This is a genomic window from Fictibacillus sp. WQ 8-8, from assembly GCF_024494405.1.
In the GTDB taxonomy this organism is placed as follows: Bacteria; Bacillota; Bacilli; order Bacillales; family Fictibacillaceae; genus Fictibacillus_C; species Fictibacillus_C marinisediminis.
Window position 1 is genome coordinate 90,246 of the sequence record NZ_JAMXKG010000001.1, and the last position, 26,330, is coordinate 116,575.

Here is a 26,330-nt window from a genome sequence, read left to right on the forward strand (position 1 = left end):
TTTCCTACTAGAAAAGCGCAAGCGCCCTGTTAAAGTCCGACAAGCGCTGGAGCTGGACATTACTTCTATGCAATTTGGAAAATAAAAAACCAAAAAGCATAAAGTTGCCCTTTGGTTTTTTCTTTATTTTTTCAAATACGGCATCGGCTTTGGAATGGGTATAGGCTTGACAGGAACAGGTTTAGGTTTCATCCATCTCGCTTTGGATTTTTTGTCAGGAAGCGGCAGCAAGCCGTTTTTCTGCATGGGTCCCCATTGCAAACTTTCCTTTGGTCTCATGGGTTTCGTTTCGGCCCGGCTCTCAATAACCGGGTGAACAGCTCCGCCACCCAGCAGAATGGACATCATGATGGACAAAAAAACTTTCAAATGGAATCCTCCTCTCTTTACTTTTAGGTTGTTCTATTGACTTAGTCGTATGCTTGCAAGAAATGTTTCATTTAACGGCCTAACAAAAAAAGCGCTTGAAGAAACGAAGCGCTTGAATTTCTTTTTTAAACTATAGATACATTTGTTTGATCTTTTCAGCAACAGCGTCTATATTGCTTGCCACCTGCGGAAAGGAATACCCGACATACAACGGGGAGGCGGCGAATCGCGGAACGACTTTGGCAATTATTTTTTCTTCCCACTGGTAAAAGAAGAGATTATAGCTGTTGCAGGTTTTACTGAACCCGTTCAGCAAGAAATGGGTGGAGAGCTGAATGTAATCAGCGAGCTCTTTTACTTTGCTCCGGTCTTCAAGCAGAATGTTCAGTTCATAGAATCCCATTTTCGGCTTTGTTGAAATGTTGAATTCGATGCCAGGCTGTTTTTCAATGATGATTCCTTCAAACTGTGACGGATGGATATTCTGATGATAATCTGCTTCTTTAAATCCTATAATTTGCATATGCGGGTGGCGGAGTGTTCCGCCAGAATACGGTCCATGGTTCTTAAAGAAGATAACGGATTGGTATTCTCCGCTTTGTATGGTCTTTTCCCATGCAGAAAGGCCAAATTCAAAGAGTTCATATAGATGTTCTTTTGAATACTGAGACAGCTCGGAGTAACACTCTTTTGTTTCAATCAGAACCGTCTGGAACGCGTTGGCAAGCACCGGATATTTATTCTTGAGCCAGATGATGTCTCCTTTTTCTTTGATAATGCCTGTCAGGCTTCCCCTTTCACAAAAAGGGCACTTTGTTTCTGTGTTCCGTATGCTCTCTGGTTTCTGTGTGCCAATGTTCATATTAAAAAGAAGATGTGTTTGCATGGAGATCACCCTTTATTCAGTGTTATGAAAGCAGGAAAACAATCCTATTTATCTTTCTACTCTCAGGCAGGAAAAACCTCTTCTTAACGAAGAGGCTTTTCTTTCATGTATTCTTTAAATGCATTTTTCACTTTCGGAACAACATAATGGCTGCCGCCCTTGTCCTGTACATTTTCAATCATCATGGAGACGAGAAGGCTTGGCTGTTCCTGGTTAAACGCAACGAAATAACCATTTTCCTGGCCTTTCTCGCCAATTTTGGACTTCAGCTCTGCCGTTCCTGTCTTCCCGGCAAGTACGATATTTTTAAGTGGCGGCTTGTATCCTGTTCCTCTCTTATCCCCAACGACTTTTACCAGATCACTTCTGATTCTTGTAGCCGTTTCCGGGGAAATGACGTTTTTCTTCCACACTTTAGCTTTCGGATTATCTGCTTTCACCAACTGCGGTGCGATTAAATTCCCGTTATTGATAAAAGGAGTATAGGAAAGCCCGAGGTGCAGGATGTTCATTTCCACTCTTCCCTGCCCATATCCGGTATCAGCAAGCATACCTTCTGAATCAATGTCTTCCTTCTTCAGTGAAGAATTTTCGAAATCCAGATCAAACGGCATGTCTTCATTAAAACCAAACTTTTCTGCGCCTTTCACCATGTCTTCTTTTCCGATGGCCAGCGCTGTTTGGGCAAAGTAAATGTTATCGGAATACATGAGGGCTTTCTCCAGATTAACAGATGGCACCGCAGAAACCCGGGTTACAAATTTCTTATCCCAGCCTTTCTTCTGCCACTTTTTCCCGGAGATGGCGACTTCCTTGTTTGGATTCAGCTTATTGGTCTCCAGACCGATGGATGCCGTAATCGGCTTAAACGTGGATCCAGGGGCATACGTGTAAGCAAAACGGTTTAACATCGGTTTCTTCGGATCTTTTTCAAGCTTCTGGTATTGTGAACCCGAGATCCCCAGTACAAAATCATTCGGATCGAAACCCGGGCTGTTCACAAGGGCAAGAACCTCTCCTGTTACAGGATTGATGGCCGAAGCTGTTCCGACATCCTTTTTCATCTGATTGTAGAGGTCGCTTTGCAGATACATATCAATGTTCAGTGTTACTGATTTTCCATCCACCGCTTCTTTCTTGGCAACCGTTCGTTTTTCGTTTTCACCAGAATCAACGATCCTGATCAATCCGCCGTTTTTCCCGCGGAGCTGCTTTTCATAAAATTTCTCAAGGCCTCTTCTTCCGATCACATCGGTAGATTCGTAGCCTTCAGATTTTAATTTTTCAAGCTCTTCTGCTTTAATCGGCTGCACAAATCCTGTTAGATGGGATCCCGCTTCTTTATACGGATACACTCTCGTCTCGATGGACTGAGTGCTCACTCCCTTGATTTTCGCGACTTTTTTAAGACGAGGGTCTTCCTCAGCAATGGTCTTAATCGGTACAAAGAATCCAGGCTGCACCCATGAAGCATTCAGAGCGTTATCGATGGTCTTCTTATCAATACCAAGCACTTTTGCGAGCTGTTCCTTGCTTGCGTCTTTATTTGCTGGTAGATTTTGAGGGACAATCCCTACCTGGGAAGCCACTCCATTAACAGCGAGTCCATTTCCATTGCGGTCAAGGATTTCTCCCCGCTTCGCTTTGTTCGTTTGAACCCTCACTTTATCTCCCTTTGCCATGCCCGGGAAGATCTGTGAATAATCCCAATCAATGTACCAGTCTTTCTTGTTTTTCTTTTCCTGCTCTTTCATTTTTATTTTATTCTTGTACTGAACTGGGCCAGCGAGCGTATCCATTTTTACGTTGTATGTATATGTGATGTTTCCGTTCTTGTCCGGCTCAGGCTCTTCTTTCGGGATAAGAGGTTTGATCGAAACATCTTGTGCTTTAATCCCGCCATAAATCGCTGAGTATTTCTTCACAAACTCATCCTTTGTAATCTCTTTTTTGCTCTTGTCTGACAGCATACTGTACATCTTATCAAACTTCATAGACTGCCAGTTTTTCATGTAATCTTTTAATCTCGGCTCCGGTTTAGGACCGTCCGAACAGCCGGCGATCACCATGAGCATCAGCGCTATGAAAAATATACCTAACCTATGTTTCAATGATATTCCCTCCTGGCTACTTCACTTTCTGTTTCTATTTTAATCCAATTAAAAAAATAACCGAAGCAATAACCCCTCACTTCAGCTTTCGTTTTATAAATCTTTTTTTGGACGCCAATAATCTTCTGCTGTCATGCTAAAATACTGAAGCTCCATATTCCATAGGCTTATATCCTTTTCCCAGGCCATCCCAACTTTTTTCAGAACCTTTCCTGAACCTTGGTTTGCAGGCATTGCAAGCCCAATTAATCGGTTGAGATGCAGTCTTTCAAACACAGCTTTTACACAGGCTGCCGCTGCCTCGGCTGCAAATCCTTGGCCCCAGCTTTCCCTGCTGAAAGCATATAAAAGTTCGACTTCATCCAAATCTTTTACATAATTCAATCCGCAATGGCCGATCAGTTCCCCATCTTTCATCTGAACGGCAAACGTTCCAAATCCACGGTCCTCCCAGCCTTTAATAAAAAAAGCCATCATTCGCATCGCTTCTTCAGGTGAATAAGCCCCCCGTTTGGGTAAATACCTTCCTACCTCATCCTGCCCAAGCACCCGTGCATAGTTTTCAGCATCTTTTTCTTCATCAAACATTCGCAGGATCAGCCGATCGGTGACGAGAGTCTGAACCGAGTCCATTCCATTTCCTCCCCGTGATTGCTCTTTTCTATCATGCTACCATACACTCAATGAAAAGTATGACTTTTTGGGATGAACAGGTTAATCCTTCTAATAAAACGGGAAAACACAAACTAATAAATTCCAAGTAAAGAGGTGTCCGTCTGATGAACAGTGGTAACTGGTATGTAGAGAGACGTGCAAATTATAAAACGTGGAAAGAACGGTTTGATAAGGAAATGACGATGCAGCAGTCACTGATCTATGGAGTGCCTACGGTTCTTATGATTCTTTGTATCTTTCTCAAATAAGTTTGGTTAACAATGTTGGAGCCCTCTGAAGTGGATGGGATGGAAGAGCCTCATTCATTCGCCAGCTGCCTCCATCCTCACGGTAAATGAAAAAAACTTGAGGGTCTCTTTCAAGCATCAGTTTGAGATGAGTATCTGGATGGAATTCATGAATAAGCTTTTTCAATTAAAATAAAGACCTTCATCTCCTTATGTGAGATGAAGGTCTTTTATTCAGTATTTCAAGATGTCTTACTTTGGCCGTTCAAGCGTGAAAGTCTCCCCAAGTTTTGAGTAATTATTGCCCGCTAGCCTGCTGACAGGCTTTAATCCTGCAGCATCAATGCGGCCTTCTTCGTACAAATCTTCTCTGATATGATAGTGGACGATTTCCCCGATGAGCAGATCACATGCCGGATTTTCTTCACTTCCGCCAAGCGGAATGGACTGCTCCAGGACACACTCCAAGCGGATGCTTGCTTCTTTTAAGGCTGGAACAGCTACTTTAGTGCTCTTAATTGGGGTAAGTCCGGCCAGTTCGACCTCACTCTCATCCGGCGGAAGGCTTGCGGCTGTCTGATTGATGGCTTCTACATAGCTTTCATCCGAGATATGAACAACAAATTCACCAGCCTCCATTGCATTCCTTGCCGTATCTTTCGGCTGGCCGTCCGCTCTCTGAACGGAAACAGAAATGAGCGGAGGAGTTGAACTGACTATATTAAAATAACTGAAAGGCGCCGCATTCAAAATACCCTCTTTTGTTGTGGTAGTAACAAAAGCGACCGGCCTCGGAATGATACTTCCTGTAAGAAACTTATAGTTTTCTTTAGCGGACAAACTTTTTGGATCGATCGATTTCATGCAGATTCCCCTCTCTCGCGATTAGCTTTTAGAGTAATACTTTTGAAACCAGTCCCGTGCAGCCTCTGCCTCAGGCTGTGTGAGCTGATGGCCGTAATCTCCCCAGTACGTTTCCACATTCGCTCCTGCTCCTTGCAAGAGGCTTTCCAGTTCTTCCGTCTCCTGTGGAGGGCAGATCGGGTCATTTTTACCGGCACCGATAAATATCGCTGCATTCTCGAGATTTGGCAGTGTGATTCCTCTTAATGGCACCATGGGATGATGAAGGATTGCGCCGCGCAATTCTCCTTTATAGTGAAATAAAAGGCTTCCGGCGATATTCGCACCATTCGAATAGCCGACCGCTACGATATTCTGCCGGTCAAACTCATATTCATCGGCCGCATGATCTAAAAAGTCATGCAGCTCTTTCGTGCGGAATTTCAAGTCTTCTTCATCGAAGACCCCTTCAGCCAACCTTCTAAAGAAGCGATGCATTCCATTTTCAGTGACATTTCCTCTGACACTTAATATAGAAGATTCCGGTGAGATCATTGAGGCGAGCGGCAATAAATCCTCTTCCGTACCACCTGTTCCATGGAGCAGAAGCAATACTGGTGCCTTTTCGTTTCTTCCTTTGTTAAATAAATGCCTCATTTTACTTCATCCTCCTTTAAAACCCGAACTTCTGCCGGCATAAGCACAGATTCAATCTTTTCCCGCTCTGGCTCAAGCCACGGAGGAAGAAGAAGATTTTTACCCATAATGTCTTTCGGCTCGTCACGTGCAAATCCAGGCGGATCAGTCGCGATTTCAAAAAGAATACCACCTGATTCGCGGAAATAGATCGCATTAAAATATTGACGGTCAATAACTGGTGTTACTTCAAAACCGCTCTGCTGAACATGTGATCTCCAGCTTTCATGGTCCTCATTATCGGAAGCCCGCCATGCGATATGATGAACTGTACCGGCACCCATCGTTCCTCTTCCAACGGCTGACGTTTTAATGTCAATGATATTTCCCAGATCGGATGCAGCTCTAAACCTGATGAAATCATCGTCTTCACCTGCTTTTTCCAAGCCCATGACATCAGTCAGCAATCTCATCGTTTTTTGAGGAGCACCTGACAACAATACCGCACCGCCAAATCCTTTGATGGCAACCTCGGCAGATACCCCTCCAAATGACCATGTACTGTTTTTTCCCTCACTGCGGCTTACCAATTCAAGATGAAGTCCATGGGGGTCATCAAAGGCTAAATACTGCTCGCCAAAGCGCTCTGTTTTTTCAAAAGCTACGTTAAATTTAGTTAGGCGCTCTTCCCAGAAGGTTAATGCTCCTTCAGGTACCACGAACGCCGTGACACCCACCTGTCCCGCTCCTGTTCTTCCACTATACGCGCTAGGCCAAGGAAAGAAAGTCATAATCGTCCCTGGCGAGCCTTCCTCGTCTCCAAAATAGAGATGGTACGTACCCGGGTCATCAAAGTTTACGGTTTTCTTTACGAGGCGCAGCCCCAGCACTCCAGCATAAAAATCAAGGTTTTCCTGTGGATTCCCAACAATAGCTGTAATGTGGTGAATTCCACTTGTCCTTTTTTCCACAATCATATCTCCCTTCATATATACCCTGTTACTATTCCCTTTTATAATGAACAAACACTTCAACTTACTTATAGTAAGCATAATAACAAACGTAACTTACTTATGTCAAGCGCTTTACACGTTATCAACTTTTATGGTTTTTATAAACTGAAAGCGGATAAAGAGGTTACTTATTCCATTTTAGAACGCTAAATACGAACATTAAAATTAATTTTTAATTAAAGGTTCGTAAATTTTATTGTTTTTGTTTTCAGAATTTGATATAGTTACTAAGGTTGAGTGAAACAACACGCAGAAGCTTGAACTCGGGAGGTTCTTTTTATGAATAACAAATATGATGTCATTGTGGTTGGAGCTGGTCCGGCCGGAATATTTTCTTGCTATGAATTAACTCGCAAAATGCCGGAAGCCAACATTTTATTGATCGATAAAGGCCATGATATTTATTCAAGAAACTGCCCGATCCTGCAAAAGAAAATTCAAAAGTGCCCGCCTGCTGCCGGAAGAAAAGAATTTGCCGGCTGCCTTCCAGCCTGTTCGATTACGAATGGCTTTGGAGGAGCAGGAGCATACTCTGATGGAAAGTTTAATATTACAAGTGAGTTTGGCGGCTGGATGACTGATTACCTGCCGGATGAAACCGTGATTGATCTTATAAAATATGTAGACAGCATTAACCTTGAACATGGAGCGACAGAAACCATTACTGACCCGCTGACTGATGAAGTGAGAGATATCGAGAAGCGCGCGTATGCTGCTGGATTGAAGCTTCTCCGTGCACAGGTCCGCCACCTTGGAACGGAACAGAACCTTGCTATTCTGACCAGCATCTATGAATACTTAAAAGAAAAAATCGAAATGCGCTATAAAGCAGAAGTATTGGATCTTGTTACAGAAAAAGTGGATGGCACGCACAAAGCAACTGGCGTGGAATTAAAAGACGGAACGATCCTCTCTGCGGATAAAATCGTCATCGTTCCAGGCCGCGATGGCTCATCATGGCTCACCAAGATTCTGAAAAAACGCCGGCTGAAAATGGCAGCTAACCAAGTGGACATCGGTGTCCGTGTAGAAACGTCAAACGTGGTGATGGAGGAAATCAACGAGCATTTATATGAAGGGAAATTTGTGTTCAACACGTCTGTCGGCACAAGAGTCCGAACGTTCTGCAGCAATCCGTCAGGACACGTAGTGGTCGAGAACCATTCAGGCATCATGCTGGCAAACGGGCATGCCTACAAAGACCCTGCTCTCGGAAGCCCGAATACCAACTTTGCTCTGCTTGTGTCCCATAAATTTGATGATCCATTTGATGAGCCGACGGAATATGCACATGAAGTATCGAGGCTTGCTAACCAGTTATCCTCTGGAGGCTTGGTCGTACAAAAGTACGGAGATATTAAGAAAGGCCGCCGTTCCACAGAAAAACGGATCAAAGAAGGCTTTCTTAATCCAACAATGAAAGAGGCGGTTCCTGGTGACCTCGGTTTAGTTCTTCCTTATAACACAATGAAAAGCCTGATTGAAATGACAGAGGCACTGAATGAAGTTACCCCTGGTATTTCTTCAGAACATACATTATTTTATGGAGTAGAGGCCAAATTCTATTCTGCCCGGCCGAAGCTGAATGACCGTTTTGAATCAGAGATTTCCGGCCTCTATGTCGGCGGAGACGGCGCCGGGATTACGCGAGGACTTGCACAGGCGAGCGCGTGCGGAGTCTGGATCGCTCGTGATATCGCTGATAAATTGAACACAAAAGAAAAGGAACTGGTGGTCATCTATTAATGGCAGACTGGAGGACCGTTATTTACGGTTCTCTTTTTTTATGGGGCTGTTTTCGTAATCTTTATTGCTCTAGGTAGTGGTTGATATCCGTTCCAGGCTGCTCGCTTTCCGCGAGGCGGGCGGTGAGCCTTACCGGCGCCAGCGCCTACTTTCTCGGCGCATAGCGCCTGTGGGTCTCACCTGTCCCGCTTCCCCCGCAGGACAAGGAAGGCTTCGGCAGCGTTATATCGCACGAAGAAAATGTGAAATTCATTTTCGAGGAGTCTCGCACCTTGCACTCCAATCAACTTATCAATGAAGCTTTTTACAAAAATGTTCCCAAAGCAGAAAGAGCCTTTATATAAATGTTTGAGAGTGAGCTGCCTTGCGTTACACTAGAAGTAGAATCTTTCAAAGGAGCTGTTTCGTATGTGTGGCAGATATTCTTTGTATGCGGATATGCATTTTATTCAGGAAGAGTTTGATATCACCATTCCCAAAACCTTGCCTCAGCGCTTTAACATCGCTCCATCACAAAACGTGCTTGTTATTACCTCGGATGGAAGGACACGAAAAGCGGAAATGCACCGCTGGGGGCTGATTCCCTTTTGGGCGAAAGATCCCAAGATCGGCTACAAGATGATCAACGCCCGGGCCGAAACGGTGGATGAGAAGGCTTCATTTAGAGGTCCCTTGAAAAATAAGCGTTGTCTCGTGATAGCCGATGGCTTTTATGAATGGAAAAGAGAAGACAAACAAAAGCAGCCGTTTCATATCCGGCTGAAAAACCGTAAACCTTTTGCCTTTGCAGGCCTCTGGGATCAATGGGAACAAAATGGAGAAGTGATTACGTCCTGTACTCATATCACAACACGCCCGAATGCATTGATGAAAGACCTCCACGACCGCATGCCGGTCATCCTGACAAAAGAAGCAGAAGAAAGCTGGCTGGATCCTTCCATTCAGGATAACGAGTACTTAAAATCTCTCCTCACTCCATATGATAGTGAACAGATGGAGGCATTTGAAGTATCACCGGTTGTCAACTCACCGAGACATGACGTGAAGGACTGCGTTGTACCTTTATTAAATTTTTAGCTTGATTTATCAATATCCATCATTTAACATTATGGAAACGATACATGGCTATGAAGAAGAAGAGTAGATGGCACGTACACTTCAGAGAGCTGGCGGTTGGTGAGAGCCAGTGTGGAAATGCGATTGAATGGGCTTCTGAGCCTCAAACCGAAACCGCTGGGAGTAGGCTTTGACGGAAGGTCTCGCCGTTAGAAGGAGACAGGTATTCGGTCTTTGGATACTGTTAAAGCGGACTGCTTAGAGTAGTTCATCAAGGTGGCACAACGGGGTTTCTCGTCCTTAATCAGGATGAGGAGCCCCTTTTTTATTGGACAGGAGGAAATTAAATGGAGAAAAAAATTGTACTGACTGGAATCAAGTCTACCGGAAGGCCGCACATCGGAAATTATATTGGAGCCATTAGACCAGCTCTCCAGCTGGCTGAAAACGATGCCTATTCACCTTATTACTTTATTGCAGACTACCACTCTTTAACAACGGTTCAACATGCAAAGCAATTCAAGGATTATGTATATGGCATTGCGGCAACCTGGCTTGCACTCGGTCTTGACCCCGAAAAATCAACCTTTTACCGCCAGGCAGATGTTCCAGAAATTTTGGAGCTCGCATGGATTCTCTCCTGCCTCACACCAAAAGGTTTGATGAACCGCGCCCACGCTTATAAAGGTTTGATTGAGGAAAACCGGCAGAATGGTCTCGAGCAGGATTCGGGTATCAATATGGGTGTGTTTACGTATCCCATCTTAATGGCCGCAGATATTTTATTGTTTCAATCGGATATTGTCCCTGTCGGCAAAGACCAGATTCAGCACGTGGAAATCGCCAGAGACATCGCCGGACATTTCAACCATATATATGGCGAGACATTCAAAATGCCTGAATACAAGGTTGACGAAGAAACTTCAGTCGTTCCGGGGCTTGATGGCAGGAAGATGAGTAAGAGCTATAACAATACGATTCCTCTTTTTAGTGAGGAGAAAGAGTTAGAGAAACTGATCAAACGGATTGAGACGGATTCTAGTTTACCTGAGGACCCAAAAGACCCAGCTCGTTCATCTTTGTTCTTAATCTATAAAGAATTTGCATCAGAAGCGCAGGTGAAGAGGATGCGTGAGAGATATGAGAATGGAGTTGGCTGGGGAGAGGTTAAAAAAGAATTGTTTCATGTTATGAACGCCTATTTGGAAACACCAAGGCAGCGTTATATAGAACTCATGAACAACCCGAGGAAAATGGATGAAATTCTCCTGCACGGAGCTGAAAAAGCTCGCCGGCGGGCGAGACCATTTCTTGAAGAGGTTAAGGAAAAGATAGGTTGCTGAGTGACGGCTTCCGCCCATTATTTGGTTCAGCCGCCCGGTTCCTCTCTCAAAAAAGGCCGCCTCAAAGGCGGCTTTTTCCTATTCTTACACTCTTTCTCATGAAACGTCATATCGTTGTGATTTTCTTCCCTTTGTTTTCAAAGAATAGACAGCTACAGCAATTGCAATGATAAAAACGGCCAGGCCGAGAAGGCTCGCCTTATGAACAAATGCGGTAACAAGGTACCATTTTGCACCTACCGTTCTGCCGATCATGATGAACAGAAAACTCCAGATAAATGCACCGATATACGCATAAAAGGCGAATACACGATACGGAAGCGAGGACATCCCTGCAAAATAGGCTGTGAGATGCCGGATTCCTGGAATAAAGTATCCAAACATGATTAATGGTTTTCCGAAACGCTGAAAGTAAGATTGTGAGGTGTGTATTTTATGTGTTGATAAGTGAAATTTCGGTCCATATTTAAGCAATAAGGGTAAACCAAAGCTCTTTCCGAGCCAATAGTTGATCGTAATCCCGGTCGCTGATCCAGCAAAAGCGGCGAGCAGTGTCAAAGCAAAAGAAACTTCACCCGAGTAAACGATATAACCGGCAAAGGTCAGCAGGAACTCATCCGGCACTGGAAGACCGATCACACCAAGCGCAAGAAGGAAATACAGTGCAAAATACCCGTAATGATGAAAAAGATTTTGTAAAAAGATCTCCATACAACACCAACTAGTTTAGGATAGTATCTCTATCTTACCGAAAATATACAATTTTGTATCGTTTTTTTACAATTCTTTTATTTTCCAATCCAAAAGACTCCTTTTTTCGACATTATAAATCTCTCTTCTTTTTCACTTCATATGTCATATACATGTTAAGGAGATGAATTGGACAAAGGGTGAAATCATGGGAAAATTTCTAAAAGGAACACTTATTTTATCTTTGGCAATGCTCTACACAAAAGTCGTGGAATTTGTAGTAAGCGTCCTTCTCGCAAGATCATTGGGCAGTGAAGGCATGGGATTTTACATGATGGCACTGCCGGTAATCGGACTGCTGATCACGATTGCCGCTCTTGAATTTCCAACGGCCCTCTCAAAGGTTTTGGCCGAAGAGGAAGTACATCAGAATGACAAACAGAGGCTCCAGATCGTTAAGGTATCGTTTTACGTCATCATGGGATTAAGCCTGCTCCTTGTGCTGATCAGTGCGGCCGTTACGCTGGTGCTTTTAAAATGGGAGACCATTGATACTCGGCTCGGGTATCCTTTGCTTGCTCTCATCCCGATCGTGCCGGTCATAGGAACGACCTCTATTCTGAAAGGCTACTTCAGCGGACTTCAAAAAATGAAGCCCATAGCAATCGCTCAGCTTTTAGAAAAAACGGCGCAGCTGAGTTTTATTTTTTACGTCCTGCAATATATGAAAGGTTTGCCATTAGAATATAGAGTTGTTGCTGCTGTATTGGGTATTGGGGCCGGTGAGCTTGTCTCACTGTTTTTCTTTTCAACGTCGTTTTTACTAGGGCAGCGAAACTTAAAAGATGTTTCGAAATCAGATTTCACACCTGTTCCGCGCAGGAGCATCTTAAAAAAGCTGTTTCAAGTAAGCCTTCCTACGACTGGAGTCCGCATCCTGAACGCCCTTACTGCTGCAGTGAATCCGATTTTGATCACGCAAAGTTTAATGTTCGCCGGAATTACAGCATCAATCGCCACTAAACAGTATGGCATGCTTACGGCGTTTGCGATGACGATCGGCTACTTTCCGGGATTTATCGGATATTCACTGTATGTTTCACTCGTTCCTTCCATTTCCGAAGCACGCTCCAAACAGGATGAAGCAGGGCTGCATCAGCGGATCCACCAGGCTTTTCATATTACCTTTCTTTATGGCATTCCGTGCTCGATCGTGATGTATTTTTTTGCAGATGAACTTACCGTGCTCTTCTATCATTCTCCACAAGCCGGCCAGTTTCTGATGCTCCTCTCACCCTTTATTCTGTTTCATTATTTGCTTGCACCGCTTCAGGCCATCCTTTTTGGCCTGGGAAGGGCAAGAGATGTGTTCTCGCAAACCATATGGGTTAATATCCTGTCTATCCTGCTCATTCTTTCCCTTGCTTCACAAACGTCGTTTGGCATCCATGGGGTCATTATAGCAGTGAACTTTAGCGGGGTTTTACTTTCCTTCCTCCATTACCACACCATCGTGGAAGAGGTGAAGTTCAAGCCTAAGCTCGCAGAATACTTTACGTTCATTGCATCAGGAGTTGCAACCATCTGTCTGTGCGAACTTATGCATACCACCCACTATGAAAACCACCTGTCGATCACCCTCCTGCTGATCGTCGTGTTCTCCTTTTATTATGGAACGCTATTCCTGCTGCGGATGCTGCAAAATGGCATCGGCCGCCTTTGGATGAAACCTCAAAAATAAAAAGGACCTGATGAGCTCCCATCAGGTCCTTTTTTTACGCACGTTTCATTTTAACTTTATAGATAAGCCAAATAAGCAGCACTGCCGCTACAGCCGTGAGAATAGCGTAGAATCCCAGGTTGTGAAAGTACTGCTCAACAACACTCCACTTTCTGCCCAACTCCTTTCCGAGCATGATAAACGTGAAGCTCCAGACTAATCCACCTGAATAGGCATACAGCGCAAACCTTTTAAATTTCATGGCTGAAATACCCGCGATATAAGCAGTAATATGGCGGATTCCCGGAATAAAATAACCGATGATAATCATCAGGTTGCCATACTTTTGAAAATACCATTGTGTTTTTTCTATTTTTTCTTCCGTAATTCCAATTTTAGGGCCAAACGTTTTCAGAAATGGCAGACCAAGTTTATAGCCTAGAAAATAACTGACGGAGATTCCGGACATCGCTCCCAAAAAGGCAGACAACAAGGTCAATGCAAACCCTGTTTTTCCTTCGTAGACTAGATAGCCTGTAAAGGTGAGTAAAATTTCATCCGGAACCGGCAGACCAATTAAGCCAAAGGCAAGAGCAAGAAAGATACCGACATATTCATAGTGAATAATAAAATCCAAAATTGTTTTACTCATAGATTACCCCTATACGGTTTTGATGTCTGTCATTCTTTCACTGCCTTGCCTAGCTCAGCTGCACGTTCGTTGGTCGCTTGAACCGCCTTTTGGATCAGCTGTCCAAAATCAGCTTCTTTTAAGATCTCCAGCCCGGCCGCTGTTGCACCACCTGGAGTAGTGACCGCTTCCTTAAGGTCAATCGGTGACAAACCGCTTTTTAACATCACCGCAGAACCATAGATCATCTGTGAAACGAGCTTCCGTGCCTGGCCTTCTGATATCCCATAGCTCGAAGCAGCATTAATGAGAGCAGAAGCAAATTCATAAAGAAAGGCTGGAGCGCTCCCAGTAACAGCAGTAAGTTTATGTATCTGCTCTTCAGTGCATTTTTCGGAGGAGCCGATACTGTCCAACAGAATTTTCAGCTGCTGTTCTTGGTTAGCATCCAAGGTTTCAGCATGTGTATAAATGGACATGGATTCTCCCGCCTCTGAAGCCGTATTGGGCATCACCCAGGCTACCGGTGTGCGAGAAGGAAGGTTATCCTCCAGTTTTTTCAGTCCGATTCCAGCCGCTACGGAAATGACAAGCTGGCCATCGATAGCGGTTGAAAGTTTTTCCAAGACAGCATCATGGGCGTCAGGAGGAACGGCAAGAACAATGACAGAACTATCCAGCACATGATGAATCCAGTCTGTTGTCGTCTCCACAGCATATAACGAAAATAGCTGCTGAAGCCTTTCCGTGTTCCCCTGATTTCCTGCGATGATCGATATATTATGGTCTTTAGAAGACTGAAGTCCTTTAATCATTGACTCTGCCATGCGGCCTGCGCCAATAAACAGAAATGTTGTACTCATTTGTTGATCTCCTTTTAAACAAGTGATTTCAAAAGCAAAAGGCGTTCAAAAAGAACACCTTTTCTCTATTGTAGCTTATTTTGTTTAAAAATCTATCAGGGACTCCATTTTCTTCTGATCGACTGTTTTAACGACTGCCGCCAATAGTTTTACTGTGTTTTCCAGATCGCTCTTGCTGACCATGGAAACATGGCTGTGGATATAACGCGATGCGACACCGATGACAAGAGAAGGAATACCTTTTTTAAACAAATGGAACCTGCCGGCATCCGTTCCTCCGCCGAGCATGACATCCACCTGGTAAGGGATGTTATGTTTCTCGGCGATCTCGATCACCATGTTTCGCAGTGGAACGTGCGGCACCATAGAAGAGTCAAGGAATGTTATTAGCGGACCAGCTCCGAGCTTGGCTTTGTTTGAGTTGTCACCCGGTCCATCTTGCGCGATCCCAACATCCATTGCAATCGCAAGATCAGGCTCCATGGCATAAGGTGCGGTTGCTGCTCCCCTTAAGCCGACTTCTTCCTGAACTGTGGCTCCACAGTAAATGGTGTTCGGGTGGTCACTGTCTTTGAGTTGCTTCAACACCTCCAGCGCAAGATAGCAGCCCGCACGATTATCCAATGCTTTTGCCAGGATTGTATCGTTATCTGGCAAAAGTTCAAACGGACAGATCGGCATGATCGGATCTCCAACCTTGATCCCCCATTCTTTCACCTGATCTTTATCGTTTGCCCCAATATCGATAAACATTTCACGCATCGGATAGACTTTTTTCCGTTCTTCCAGAGTCAAAATATGCGGAGGCTTTGACCCTACCACACCTGTGAACGTTTTCTTGTCTGTAATCACGTGAACTCGCTGGGAAAGGATTACTTGATCCCACCAGCCGCCGAGCGGAACGAACCGCAAATAGCCATCCTTCGTAATTTCGCTAATCATGAAAGCTACTTCATCCATGTGGCCGGCAAGCATGATTTTAGGTCCATCAGCTGACCCTTTTTTCTCGCCAAAAATGCTTCCCATGTGATCATAAACAAGCGGTGCACCGGACTTTTCGATCTCACGCTTCATAATTTTTCGTATCTCGTTTTCAAAGCCTGGAGCACCATTGGTTTCTGTCAGTTCTTTTAAAAGATCCAAATCTATCACCATCCTATATCTATAGAATGGTAAAAATGCCCTTGTTTTATTACAAAGCATTCAAGGTTTTATTTATAGACGATGAAGGAATACTTAAATAATAAAAAAAGGAGGACAACATTTTGCCAAAATTCCAATTGGGCGATCAGGCCCCTGACTTTACAGCAGTAACAGCAGAAGGAGAACCCTTTCATTTTTATGACCATTTAAAAACGGATGACCGCTTTCACTTGCTTGTATTTTTCCGCGGAGAATGGTGCCCGGTATGCAACGAACAGCTCCAGGATCTTGAGAAGCATAAAGAAACGTTCCGTGAGCTGAATACTCACATTCTTGCCATTTCTACTGACGAAACCGCCAACCTGGCAAAAATGAAGCAAAGCAGGACACTCTCTTTCCCCGTTCTGAGTGACAAGGATCAGGAAGTAATTAAGGCTTACGGCGTCTATTACCATGATGATACCTATTATGATGATCATGGCTCACATGGAGAACCGGCTGTCTTTCTCGTTGATCCGCAAAAAAGAATTCTTTATCTAAGCGTTCAGACCGGCCCTTTCGGAAGGCCTTCCGCTGAAGATCTTCGAAAAACCATTAAGTACATTCAGAAAACATTGCGTTAAAAAAAGAGCCTCCAAGGCTCTTTTTTTATTTCACATGGAGTTCAAAAAACTCGATAAAAAAAAGAACCCCCTGGGCTCTTTTTTTTAGGTTGTTTTCGTAACCTTTGTTGCTCTTAGGAGTGGTTGATATCCGTTTCAGGAGGCTCGCTTTCCGCGTGTCTCACCCGTCCCGTTAATCTAATTTTGTAAAGACCTATATTGAGGTCATTCATATTGTGCACCCCTACTGATTCTTGAAAGAAACCCTCAAATTTTTTTCTCCTTTAGTAGGAATGTGATCGCTGGCGATGATAAGAGCCGGCTGGTTGTGAAACAAATGAACCGCCTGAAAAGCAGATGGGAAAAGCTTGCTTATACCCTTCTGCTTTCAAACGGCGGTTCAATCATACCCACTTTTTATTACACTTGAAGTTCCATCGCTTCAGCCACTTGAATGGCTTTCAGCAAGGCTTTCGCTTTATTAAAGGTCTCTTCGTATTCGTTCTCCGGAACAGAATCAGCGACGATGCCTGCCCCCGCTTGAATATAAGCTTTTTGATTTTTAAACAGAATCGTACGGATCGTAATGCAGGAGTCCATATTCCCTGAAAATGATAAATATCCGATGGCCCCTGCATACGTTCCTCGAGCTTGCGTCTCAAGTTCTGATATGATCTGCATGGCTCTGATTTTCGGAGCTCCGGACAGCGTTCCGGCTGGCAGGCAAGAGATCAGAGCGTCAAAGAAGTCTTTATCGCTTCTCAGCGTTCCAGTTACGTCCGATACGATATGCATGACATGAGAGTATCTCTCAATCTCCATAAATGAGGACACTTCCACACTGCCATACTCTGAAACCCTGCCGATATCGTTCCTTCCTAAATCGACAAGCATGATATGTTCTGCCACTTCTTTTTCGTCCGCCAATAATTCCTCTGCTAATAGCTGGTCTTCCTCCATGTCTTTTCCCCGGGGACGAGTCCCGGCAATCGGCCTGGTTCTTACCTGCTGTCCTTCTACTTTGACAAGCAATTCTGGTGATGAACCAACGATGGTCTCATCCGGCATCTTCAAGTGATACATGTAGGCAGATGGGTTTACGATCCGCAGAACCCGGTAGACGGTCAGCGGGTCCGCTTTTGCTTCACTTTCAAAGCACTGTGAAAGCACAACTTGAAAAATATCACCGGCAGTAATATATTCTTTAGCTCGCTCTACCATCCTGCAAAACTCTTCTTTTGTCAGATTAGATTGTACGGCGCTTATATCAGCTTCCTGCTGAGGAAGGTAGCGAAAGGCTGGAACAGGGTGATTCACATTATTTTCAAGCTGTGCCAGCGTATCATGTATGGACTGTTCAGCTTTTTTGTAGGCTTCTTCAATTTGCTGCTCCGAGTGGTTCTCCGGAACATGAAGGTTGCAGACGATTTGTATGGATTGTTTTAGATGATCAAAGACAATCAGTTCATCTACGAATAAAAATTTCATATCATCTGTATTGATGACATCTTTGCTGTGAGGTGGAATGTTTTCAAAATATTGCAGGATATCATAGCCGAAATAACCGACTGCACCGCCTGCAAATTGAGGCAGATTGTTATGCGCGGGACTTTTGAATTGGTTGAGGAGAGATTTTAAAATATCAATAGGATGCCCTGTAAAGGTTTCATCCTGGCCTTTTTTCTTTATCGTTGTTTTACCCTTCTTGCACGAGACCACCATAAAGGGATTTTTTCCGATATACGAATACCGGGCCCATTGCTGGCCGCCTTCTACACTTTCAAGCAAGAAAGAATAATCTTCCTTATAATACGTTTGATACAGTTCAATGACTGTATGAACATCTGCGAATAACTCAATGCTTACAGGAACTAAATTATAGCTTCCTGCCAGTTGTTGTACTTCTTCCAATGATGGTTGAATCATGGCTATCATCCCTTCTTTACGAGAGACGAAGATTAGCAACCATAACCGCTAATCTCAGCTCGGCTCTGCTCTGTTCTTTTGTTCCCACTCAACTCTTCTCAACTAACCTCACGATTAAAAATCACTATATAATGCAATAGGAAAACTGTCAACCGTTACTTTCCGGATTTAACCTCATTTCAACAGGGAAAGCTACCTATGATGAGATTACTATAGAAGAGGTGAAAAGGAATGAAAGCAGTTGTTATTAATGAATATGGAGGAAGAGATCAGCTTGTGGAGAAAAAAGTGAACGATCCAAAGCCTGGTCCGAAAGATGTCCTCATTGAGATCCATGCCACTTCCGTTAACCCGGTGGACTGGAAAATTCGCGAGGGGTACTTGAGAGACAATCTTTCCTTCACTTTTCCAATAATACTTGGATGGGATGCAGCGGGAGTAGTGAAAGAGGCCGGCTCTTCTGTGACCAAGTTCAAACCGGGAGACGAAGTATTTACACGGCCGGCAACAGAACGGGACGGCACCTATGCTGAACTGCTTGCTGCTGATGAAGAATTGGTAGCCTTCAAGCCAAAAAACCTGACGTATGAAGAAGCAGCCTCTATTCCCCTCGTTGGCCTTACAGCTTGGCAATGCCTGGTGGAGTTTGCACACATCCAGGAAGGACAAAGGGTCCTTATTCACGCAGGCGGAGGAGGAGTCGGCAGTTTTGCTATTCAGCTTGCTAAAGCAAAAGGAGCTTATGTCCTATCAACAGGAAGTAAGGATTCAGAAGAGATTATCAAAGAATCTGGTGCAGATGAGTTTATTGACTATAATGTAAAAGATTTTGCCGAAGCGACTGAACCCGTAGACATCGTGTTTGATACGATCGGCGGGGAAGTACAGCATAACAGCTATAAAGTGATCAAGCCGGATGGAATTCTCGTTTCCATCGTCAGCCCGCCGGTACAGAAGGAGGCCACCAATCATTCTGTCAAAGCTGGGTTTGTCTTTTTGGATCCTGACGGAGACCAGCTTGCTGAGATCGGAAAGTTGATTGAGGCAGGGAAAATTAAACCTTTTGTGGGAGAAACCTTTCCTCTAACCCAAGAGGGTGTAAGAAAAGCTCACGAATTAAGCGAGTCTCATCACGCTAAAGGGAAAATCATTATTCAAGTGAAATCCTAGTCTCCAGCAGAAATGAGGCCTGTAACGAAGGATATATCATCCATCGTTACAGGCCGTTTTCAATGTAAGAAAACCTAACAAAACTATAGAAATCCTTTCCTGCATCATGATAAGGTTAACCTACATTTTCTTTTCATAAGGAGGAAATTATGATTCTTTCCCATCAGTTAACACCAGAAGAAAAAGAAAAGGTTAAGCAGTTAAAAAGTAAAATAAACCGCACGGATTGTCCAGAAGAAAAATCCGCCTATGAAAATCAGCTCATTAAGCTCATGGAAAAAATCTTCATACGCCATAAACTTCAGCGTAGAAATGAATTATAACTGAAGCAGTTTCACGAGATCGAACCCCAAAGCCTCTTCCGTCAACTGCTGTTTTCCAATCTGTATTATTTCTTCCCCAAGCTTTATACCGCCCAGCTTTTCATACGCTGCTTTGCATGGATTATCTTTCAAAACCCAAACAAGCATCGTACGATAGCCGGCATCGTATTGATTTTGAGCAAAATGCCGGATTAGACTGCTGCCGATCGTTCTTCTCTGATACTCCTGCAAGAGATAGATGGCATACAGTTCAGATTCATAAGGAAAGCGGCCTGAGCGATTGGGACCGCCGGAACAAAAACCAATAATCTCCTGATTAATAGATGCCACATATAAAAAACTTTTCTCCAGTGGCTTTTGAATGATGCCCATCCACAAATCCTGCCTGTCATCTGCCTTCATCTGCTCCAAGTATTCATCGTTAACAATTCCTTTATAAGTCGTTCTCCAGCTTTCAACCTGCACGAAAGCTATTCCCTTTTCATCTCCCGGAATGGCTTTTCTTATCTCCAATCGAATCACTTCCTCTCTAAAAAGATGTGACTTTTCGCTTCAGCTTTTCCGATCTAGTTTCAGCTTTTCCGATCTAGTTTCAGCTTTTCCGATCTAGCTTCAGCGCCTAAAGACTCTGCCACTTCGATCTTTGCCAGAAAACAAAAAGCGTTTTATGGCAAAGCCCTCCAGTGCCTGTCGTCTTTAAACAGGCGTTTTAGCTTTTCTTTATTATTGATAAAAACTGGCGATGATTTTTGCTGCTGGCAGGAAGAGGAGCTGCCCGAGCACGGTTCCGATCAGCTTAGTCGTGATCAGTAAGATAACGAGCGCTTTCACATCGCCGTAGGGCCGCTTTCCTCTGATCGCCTGATCGGTAATGATCGCTGACTTTGGATCAATAAAGAAGGTAAGCATGATGGTTGCTGCTCCATTAATCATGCCGGATGAAGCTGCCGCTGCCAGCTGATTTTGGGATGGAACCAGCAATGAGGAATAATTGGCGGCAAGTACCCCTATTGTATAGATACCCGTTACTACCGCATGAAGAAGCAAGAATCTCTTAGGAATTTCTCTAAACCGCAGTTTATGAAGCATTTTCTTCTTCGGAACCGTTGCTTTTTTTACAATGCGTTTCATATTGTTTGCGTGCAGCGCTTCAAACACGAGGGAAGGAACAGATCCTGACAATGCAATTTTCTTCACCCCGATCTGAAAAATTTTCAGGAAAGTGGGAATAACAAAAACCCCTGCCAGAGTGCCTGCTGTAGCAGCGGCAATAACGTATCTCATATCGCTGAGGGGATCCAGATCTTTTGCAATACTAAACCCTATTATCTTTCCGATCAAGGGAGCCTGAAACATATTTGCCGTTCTAGAAACAAGTACAAAAAGATTAAAAATGGAAAAAGATAATGCCACTTGCCCTGTTTTAACAGAGTTCAGTCTAACAGAATAGCCAAGAGTATCAATCACATGAATGACGAAAGTCAGTAAAATCAATTGAATAAGAACATGATCCATCTCTCTCTAACACCCCTTCGCCGCAAATTTCGATTTCTTTTTCATTTCCCCGGAAATTGCTGTATTTTGAAATGTAATCATAGTATATATTTTTCGTACTTTCGCTGATCATTCCTTCTCACTTGTAACCAAAAAAAGGACTGCCACTCAGCAGTCCATCATCCTAACCATTATCCTTTTCTGGCAAACCAAAGTGTCCATCGGTCCTGTTCCATTATTTCCTGTTCATCTCGCAATTTTGTTTCAATGTATTGGATTAGGTGCTCCAATCTTTCATCGTCCAATTCAAACAGCAGCGACCGGCCTGTACGTTTTCTAAGGTCCTCTGTGAGGTCTTTTACAGAAGAATACTGTTTTCTCATTTCCCAAAGCTTGACCTCTTCAACATGTGAAAATCCTGCTTTTTCAAGAGCTCCACGAACCTGCTCACCTGTATAACGCCTCTCGATCTCCTTCTCCATCAATTCTGGATTTTGTTCAAAGAAATATCCCCGGATATGTGTGTCTGTTCCTGGGAGCAAACAATCCTCAGGTGTCCTGTCTTGAATGATGAACATTCCGCCTGGTTTCAACAAGCGAAAGGCTTCTGATATACATCCTTCCAATTCGGTCAAATGATGAATCACTGCCCGTTCCAATACGACATCCGCGGTAAGCGATTCAAGCCCTGTATTCCACGCAAATCCATGTACATACTGAACACGTCCTCCAAAACCTTGGCAGTTCTCGCGTGCTGCTTCCAGCATTTTTTCTGAAAAATCGACAGCAGCCACTTGCCTGGCGCCCAGTTCAATCAGTGCTTTCGTATAGATGCCTCCTCCGCAGCCGATATCTACCGCGCTAAAATCCTTCAAGGCCAGATATTGTCCAATCATCTTCTTCCAATCATCTGCTGCTGTTCTAGTGGCGTAGGAAAATTTGTTATCCTCTCCATGAAAATCAATTGCCATAATGCTCAGCTCCTTATTTGACGGCCTTTATCAGAATAGCTTCTCCGCTGAATTCCTGAACCTTTCCATCCTTCTCCATAATGCTAAAATATTTCTTAACATGTGAAGGTGAATCTATCATTTTTTTAATCAGCTGATCTTTTTCCTCCTTTTTCATCTCCATCCGTTCACACCAGCTGTCAAACGTAAATGTCTTTTTAAAAACATTGATCTGCTCGATCCTGAAACCGGCTTCTTCCAAAAACGTTATCCACTCGGACTTTTTCCAAGCGCGGTAATGGCTGTGGTCTCTTCTTTTTTCTATATCATTATAAAACTCATCATATTCCTTCTTTTCCGGTGCCGTATTATCTACGATTAATAGTTTTCCGCCCTGTGACAGCACCCTGTAGGATTCCGAGATAAATGATTGAAGATCCGGAAAATGGTGAGGTGCGATCCGGCACGTAACCACTTCAAACGATTCTTCTGGAAAAGGAAGTTTTTCCGCATCACCTTTGACGAACGAGACATTATGATAACCGTTTCCTTCAATAAATCTTTTTGCAGCTTCCAATATCTCGCTCGTCAGATCCAACGCGGTCACTTCTTTAACAAGTGGAGAAAATACATTGGCGGTGTGCCCGCCACCTGTTGCAATATCCAGCAGACGGTCCTGTGGCTCTGCGTTTGAGATCTCCACCATTTGTGCCAAATCCTTACCTTTAGCATGAATGGGACTGCTCACATATTTTTCAGCATTTTTTCCAAACTGCTGCTGTACCCTCGCTTTAATATCCATCTATCCTCTCTCCTTTCTCACAATCTCATCATATGCATAAGCTACACACAAGAAAATTACTAATAAACATACCAATCACATAAGAAAAACTAATCATAAGGACAGAATATTTAAAATAGTAAAAGTTTTAGAGAAATATTCTTTGTACTTTCATTCCATTGGACGTATTCTTTTTATGTAGCCACTACCAAAAACTGGAGGTAATCCACCATGGAAAATTCTACTCAAACAGCATTTCGGCAAGTAGAGGAAATTTCGACGAAAGAAGAAAGATATGAACCTTTTTCCTGGTATGAAAAAATGCGGAAAGAAAGCCCAGTTCGCAAGGATGAAAGACGGGGTGCCTGGGATGCCTTTGATTATCAGAGTGTAAAGTACGTTCTGGAAACGAAAGAACTGTTTTCCTCCAACCGGTCAAAAAAACAGGAGGATGAACAAAAGTCCCCGATTGAATTGAGTTTGATCAGCATTGACCCGCCAAAACATACACAGATGCGCGCTCTCGTGAACAAAGCCTTTACTCCAAAAGTTATGAAGGAATGGCGTCCCCGGATCGAGCGAATCGCGAAACAGCTTCTAGACGAGGTCGATCCAGCATCCGATATAGATATCGTAAAACAATTTTCCTATCCGCTTCCGGTGATGGTGATCGCTGAAATACTGGGAGTACCCATCGAAGACCAATCTAAATTCAAAGAGTGGTCTGACTGGGTAGTCGCAGGGCCAAAAGACAACAGCCCCGAGGCTATAAAACATTTGGAACAGAACCAGCAAAGAACGTACCATGAGCTGTATGTCTATTTTAAAGAGATTATAAGAAATAAAAGAGAACACCCTGAAAAAGATATTATCTCCGTTCTACTGGGAGCCGAAGCTCAGGGCACTGTGCTTTCTGAAGACGAGATCATCGGATTCTGCATTTTGCTGCTTGTTGCAGGAAATGAAACAACAACCAACTTAATCAGCAATGCATTCTTTTGCTTCACAGAGTTCCCCTATATTTATGAGGAAATCCTCAAGAATCCAAAAGGCACTCTCCCGCTTGCCATCGAAGAAGTGCTGCGGTACCGTTCTCCTGTACAGGCCATGAGCCGTGTTGCGAAAGAAGATACCGTTCTTGGCGATGCCCAGATTAAAGCCGGAGATATTGTGGTGGCATGGATAGGATCTGCGAATCGGGACGAGCAGCAATTTGAACAGGCCGGCCAATTCAATATCAAAAGAAAGCCAAATCCTCATCTCGCCTTCGGAAAGGGTATCCATTTTTGCCTTGGAGCTCCGCTTGCCCGGCTGGAAGCAGAAATCGCCATTGAAGAATGGATGAAACGATATCCCAAATTTGTGAAAAGCAGCAACTTTTCCCTTGAACCGATCGAGAGCACCTTTGTGTACGGATTAAAAGAGTTCAAGCTATCTGTTCTGTGAAATTGGATGGAATAGGATTGAAGGGCCATTCGTATGTGATGTTTCTCTGAATGTAAATCCGCATTGAGCTTTAACAAAACCAACTATTAAAAAAGGGGGCTGTCCTGAAAGTCGAAAATTGACCTTCAGGCAGCTCCTTTGACGTGAAAAATCTTCAATGAAAAGTTGATTGGAGTGCAAGGTGCGAGACTCCTGCGGGACTAGCGTGACAGGTGAGACTCCCGCAGGCGCTAGCGCCAAGAGGCTCACCGCACGCCCCGCGGAAAGCGAGCAGCCTGGAGCGGAGATCAACAGCTACCAGACTTCTTGGACAGCCCCTTCTCGCCGTTTAATCCGGTCACAATGACCTTATTCGGGTCTTTGCTGCTTCCTTCCACACCTTCCATGAAAACCTCCTGAAGGTGAAGCTGTGCTCCTTGAACAAAGCTGATTTCTTCCATTTCCCGATGAAACAGCCTCTCCAGTTCTCTTTCAAATGCTTCATCAGGGCTTGCGATTACCAGCCTGGCCAGAGAGCCATCCCCCTCGTATACTGCATCTTTGCGGGTTTGCAGCTCGACCTTGAACCGGTATGGAGTATAGATAAAGGTCCTGCGGGCACCTGCTTCTGTTTTCCATCCCATCACATCAGCACGGTTGCAAAGCTGTTTCAGTTCTTCATCGGTTACTAAATATCCAATGTGGTCAAAGATTGGCTTCTTTCCAGCTCCAAACGTTATATTGATATTTCCTTTTCTGACTTCGATAATGCGAAAAATAAGAGCATTCTCACGAAAGTCATCCCACTCCAATGGAGGATGGTAGGGAGTTACCGTTCCTTTTTCCATTGCGTATCTGCCTTCTACTTGAAAGCCCAGACGCCGATAATAGCTTTCTGTCTCTTCTACTCTATCTGTCCAAAAATGATAATGAAATAGTTTCAAAGTTCCAACTCCCGGTTCTTCTAATTATTCTTTCTGTGTCTGAAACATTACAGACAAACATATAGTGAGAGTATACAAGCCAATACAATTGGAGGCAAACTATGCTCGTTTTATTTTTGCTTGGCCTCGCTCTTGCTGCCTCGCCAGGTCCGGATTTTTTATTAATGACAAAGCATACATTAAGCCATGGCACGCGGATGGGCTACGCCACGTTTTTAGGAAATCGTACAAGCTTCATCCTGCATCTCACTCTCGCCGTACTCGGACTTTCTGTCATTTTGAAAGAATCAGCTCTATTATACTTGTTTATCCGTATGGCTGGGGCTGCATATTTAATTTATTTAGGCTGCAATAATATTTTCAGAAGAATTTCAGCCCAGGCTGCCCATTCATCCAGCATCACCTCCATGGCCCTGTCGGCACTGCTCGCCTATCAGAGGGGCTTTTGGAGCAATCTGCTAAATCCAAAGGTTAGCCTGTTTTTCCTTAGTATCTTCCCTCAGTTTGTGACCGCAGAAAATTTTGCTTCCGAACCATTCAGTAACGCTCTTATCTTTTTGGCTGGCAATTCCTGCTGGTATCTGGCAGTTCTTCCTATTGTCGGCATGCAGCTGATCCGGGAAGGAATGGCCCGCTTACAAGCGATTTTGGATCTTGTATTCGGCCTTCTTTTTTTAGGATACGGGGGGAAAATGATCATTGAAGATCTCCAAATTCTTTTGCGTTACCTGCCTGGTTATTCCTTCTTCTCTTGAAATACATA

General features: G+C 43.9%; 27 protein-coding genes and 1 other annotated feature. Of the genes, 10 read left to right on the top strand and 17 right to left on the bottom strand.

What is annotated here, in order from left to right; all coding sequences use genetic code 11:
- Positions 1–123 precede the first annotated feature (123 nt).
- From M1K46_RS00440 to M1K46_RS00455, 4 genes are all read right to left on the bottom strand, one after another.
- Positions 124–369: a hypothetical protein gene (locus tag M1K46_RS00440; protein ID WP_256224416.1), complete on the bottom strand. Its 246-nt coding sequence runs from the start codon at positions 367–369 to the stop codon at positions 124–126.
- Between the two features lie 130 nt (positions 370–499).
- Complete coding sequence (locus tag M1K46_RS00445; protein ID WP_256224417.1) at positions 500–1,255, bottom strand: DUF4931 domain-containing protein; 756 nt, start codon at positions 1,253–1,255, stop codon at positions 500–502.
- 83 nt (positions 1,256–1,338) lie between these two features.
- Positions 1,339–3,366: a penicillin-binding transpeptidase domain-containing protein gene (locus M1K46_RS00450; RefSeq protein WP_256224419.1), complete on the bottom strand. Its 2,028-nt coding sequence runs from the start codon at positions 3,364–3,366 to the stop codon at positions 1,339–1,341.
- Between the two features lie 93 nt (positions 3,367–3,459).
- Positions 3,460–3,999, bottom strand: a complete 540-nt coding sequence (locus M1K46_RS00455) for a GNAT family N-acetyltransferase (protein ID WP_256224420.1) — start codon at positions 3,997–3,999, stop codon at positions 3,460–3,462.
- 146 nt (positions 4,000–4,145) lie between these two features.
- Between M1K46_RS00455 and M1K46_RS00460 the strand changes: the two genes are divergently transcribed.
- Entirely contained in the window at positions 4,146–4,289 is a 144-nt protein-coding gene (locus M1K46_RS00460) for a hypothetical protein (protein WP_156418869.1), read from the top strand.
- 231 nt (positions 4,290–4,520) lie between these two features.
- Here M1K46_RS00460 and M1K46_RS00465 read toward each other — a convergent pair whose 3' ends face one another.
- The 3 genes from M1K46_RS00465 to M1K46_RS00475 are packed head-to-tail and all read right to left on the bottom strand — an operon-like array spanning position 4,521 to position 6,724.
- Positions 4,521–5,132 carry a flavin reductase family protein gene (locus M1K46_RS00465; RefSeq protein ID WP_256224421.1) on the bottom strand — a complete coding sequence of 204 codons (612 nt, stop codon included), beginning with the start codon at positions 5,130–5,132 and terminating at the stop codon, positions 4,521–4,523.
- A gap of 21 nt (positions 5,133–5,153) precedes the next feature.
- Positions 5,154–5,768, bottom strand: a complete 615-nt coding sequence (locus tag M1K46_RS00470) for an alpha/beta hydrolase (protein ID WP_256224422.1) — start codon at positions 5,766–5,768, stop codon at positions 5,154–5,156.
- Positions 5,765–6,724 carry a ring-cleaving dioxygenase gene (locus tag M1K46_RS00475; RefSeq protein ID WP_256224423.1) on the bottom strand — a complete coding sequence of 320 codons (960 nt, stop codon included), beginning with the start codon at positions 6,722–6,724 and terminating at the stop codon, positions 5,765–5,767. The genes M1K46_RS00470 and M1K46_RS00475 overlap by 4 nt, the downstream gene beginning before the upstream one ends.
- Before the next feature lie 315 nt (positions 6,725–7,039).
- Between M1K46_RS00475 and M1K46_RS00480 the strand changes: the two genes are divergently transcribed.
- The 3 genes from M1K46_RS00480 (at position 7,040) to M1K46_RS00490 (ending at position 10,905) form a co-directional block, all read left to right on the top strand.
- On the top strand, positions 7,040–8,506 hold the full coding sequence (locus M1K46_RS00480; RefSeq protein WP_062232984.1) for an NAD(P)/FAD-dependent oxidoreductase: 1,467 nt from the start codon (positions 7,040–7,042) through the stop codon (positions 8,504–8,506).
- A gap of 408 nt (positions 8,507–8,914) precedes the next feature.
- Positions 8,915–9,583, top strand: coding sequence for an SOS response-associated peptidase (locus M1K46_RS00485; RefSeq protein WP_062232983.1), 669 nt, complete (start codon positions 8,915–8,917; stop codon positions 9,581–9,583).
- A gap of 41 nt (positions 9,584–9,624) precedes the next feature.
- Positions 9,625–9,867: a binding site (T-box leader), on the top strand.
- 42 nt (positions 9,868–9,909) lie between these two features.
- A complete protein-coding gene (locus M1K46_RS00490; protein ID WP_256224424.1) occupies positions 9,910–10,905 on the top strand; it encodes a tryptophan--tRNA ligase in 996 nt (331 codons plus the stop codon).
- 96 nt (positions 10,906–11,001) lie between these two features.
- Here the strand turns inward: M1K46_RS00490 and M1K46_RS00495 are convergent, their stop codons facing one another.
- Complete coding sequence (locus M1K46_RS00495; protein ID WP_256224425.1) at positions 11,002–11,616, bottom strand: DedA family protein; 615 nt, start codon at positions 11,614–11,616, stop codon at positions 11,002–11,004.
- Positions 11,617–11,803: 187 nt separating this feature from the next.
- Here M1K46_RS00495 and spoVB point away from each other — a divergent pair, with 187 nt between their 5' ends.
- A complete protein-coding gene (gene spoVB, locus M1K46_RS00500; protein ID WP_062232977.1) occupies positions 11,804–13,336 on the top strand; it encodes a stage V sporulation protein B in 1,533 nt (510 codons plus the stop codon).
- Positions 13,337–13,370: 34 nt separating this feature from the next.
- Here the strand turns inward: spoVB and M1K46_RS00505 are convergent, their stop codons facing one another.
- From M1K46_RS00505 to M1K46_RS00515, 3 genes are all read right to left on the bottom strand, one after another.
- On the bottom strand, positions 13,371–13,967 hold the full coding sequence (locus tag M1K46_RS00505) for a DedA family protein (RefSeq protein WP_256224426.1): 597 nt from the start codon (positions 13,965–13,967) through the stop codon (positions 13,371–13,373).
- A gap of 29 nt (positions 13,968–13,996) precedes the next feature.
- The gene (gene proC, locus M1K46_RS00510) at positions 13,997–14,809 is read right to left on the bottom strand and encodes a pyrroline-5-carboxylate reductase (protein ID WP_256224427.1); all 813 of its coding nucleotides are present in this window, start codon (positions 14,807–14,809) and stop codon (positions 13,997–13,999) included.
- An 84-nt stretch (positions 14,810–14,893) separates the two neighbouring features.
- The gene (locus M1K46_RS00515; RefSeq protein WP_369795797.1) at positions 14,894–15,952 is read right to left on the bottom strand and encodes a M42 family metallopeptidase; all 1,059 of its coding nucleotides are present in this window, start codon (positions 15,950–15,952) and stop codon (positions 14,894–14,896) included.
- 122 nt (positions 15,953–16,074) lie between these two features.
- Here M1K46_RS00515 and M1K46_RS00520 point away from each other — a divergent pair, with 122 nt between their 5' ends.
- Positions 16,075–16,575 carry a peroxiredoxin family protein gene (locus M1K46_RS00520; RefSeq protein WP_256224428.1) on the top strand — a complete coding sequence of 167 codons (501 nt, stop codon included), beginning with the start codon at positions 16,075–16,077 and terminating at the stop codon, positions 16,573–16,575.
- 399 nt (positions 16,576–16,974) lie between these two features.
- On the opposite strand, the gene trpE is transcribed toward M1K46_RS00520, so the two are convergent.
- Positions 16,975–18,480, bottom strand: a complete 1,506-nt coding sequence (gene trpE, locus M1K46_RS00525; RefSeq protein WP_256224429.1) for an anthranilate synthase component I — start codon at positions 18,478–18,480, stop codon at positions 16,975–16,977.
- Positions 18,481–18,711: 231 nt separating this feature from the next.
- Here trpE and M1K46_RS00530 point away from each other — a divergent pair, with 231 nt between their 5' ends.
- On the top strand, positions 18,712–19,650 hold the full coding sequence (locus tag M1K46_RS00530; protein ID WP_256224430.1) for an NADP-dependent oxidoreductase: 939 nt from the start codon (positions 18,712–18,714) through the stop codon (positions 19,648–19,650).
- A gap of 149 nt (positions 19,651–19,799) precedes the next feature.
- Complete coding sequence (locus M1K46_RS00535) at positions 19,800–19,973, top strand: hypothetical protein (RefSeq protein ID WP_256224431.1); 174 nt, start codon at positions 19,800–19,802, stop codon at positions 19,971–19,973.
- On the opposite strand, the gene M1K46_RS00540 is transcribed toward M1K46_RS00535, so the two are convergent.
- From M1K46_RS00540 to M1K46_RS00555, 4 genes are all read right to left on the bottom strand, one after another.
- On the bottom strand, positions 19,968–20,486 hold the full coding sequence (locus M1K46_RS00540) for a GNAT family N-acetyltransferase (protein ID WP_256224432.1): 519 nt from the start codon (positions 20,484–20,486) through the stop codon (positions 19,968–19,970). The two genes, M1K46_RS00535 and M1K46_RS00540, sit on opposite strands and share 6 nt — an antisense overlap.
- A gap of 210 nt (positions 20,487–20,696) precedes the next feature.
- A complete protein-coding gene (locus M1K46_RS00545; protein WP_256224433.1) occupies positions 20,697–21,488 on the bottom strand; it encodes a lipid II flippase Amj family protein in 792 nt (263 codons plus the stop codon).
- A 170-nt stretch (positions 21,489–21,658) separates the two neighbouring features.
- Positions 21,659–22,438 carry a class I SAM-dependent methyltransferase gene (locus M1K46_RS00550; protein ID WP_256224434.1) on the bottom strand — a complete coding sequence of 260 codons (780 nt, stop codon included), beginning with the start codon at positions 22,436–22,438 and terminating at the stop codon, positions 21,659–21,661.
- Between the two features lie 13 nt (positions 22,439–22,451).
- Positions 22,452–23,219, bottom strand: coding sequence for a class I SAM-dependent methyltransferase (locus M1K46_RS00555; RefSeq protein WP_256224435.1), 768 nt, complete (start codon positions 23,217–23,219; stop codon positions 22,452–22,454).
- A gap of 210 nt (positions 23,220–23,429) precedes the next feature.
- Here M1K46_RS00555 and M1K46_RS00560 point away from each other — a divergent pair, with 210 nt between their 5' ends.
- Positions 23,430–24,644, top strand: coding sequence for a cytochrome P450 (locus M1K46_RS00560; protein WP_256224436.1), 1,215 nt, complete (start codon positions 23,430–23,432; stop codon positions 24,642–24,644).
- Between the two features lie 287 nt (positions 24,645–24,931).
- Here M1K46_RS00560 and M1K46_RS00565 read toward each other — a convergent pair whose 3' ends face one another.
- On the bottom strand, positions 24,932–25,567 hold the full coding sequence (locus M1K46_RS00565; protein WP_256224437.1) for a hypothetical protein: 636 nt from the start codon (positions 25,565–25,567) through the stop codon (positions 24,932–24,934).
- Positions 25,568–25,668: 101 nt separating this feature from the next.
- Between M1K46_RS00565 and M1K46_RS00570 the strand changes: the two genes are divergently transcribed.
- Positions 25,669–26,322 carry a LysE family translocator gene (locus tag M1K46_RS00570; protein ID WP_256224438.1) on the top strand — a complete coding sequence of 218 codons (654 nt, stop codon included), beginning with the start codon at positions 25,669–25,671 and terminating at the stop codon, positions 26,320–26,322.
- Positions 26,323–26,330: the final 8 nt, after the last annotated feature.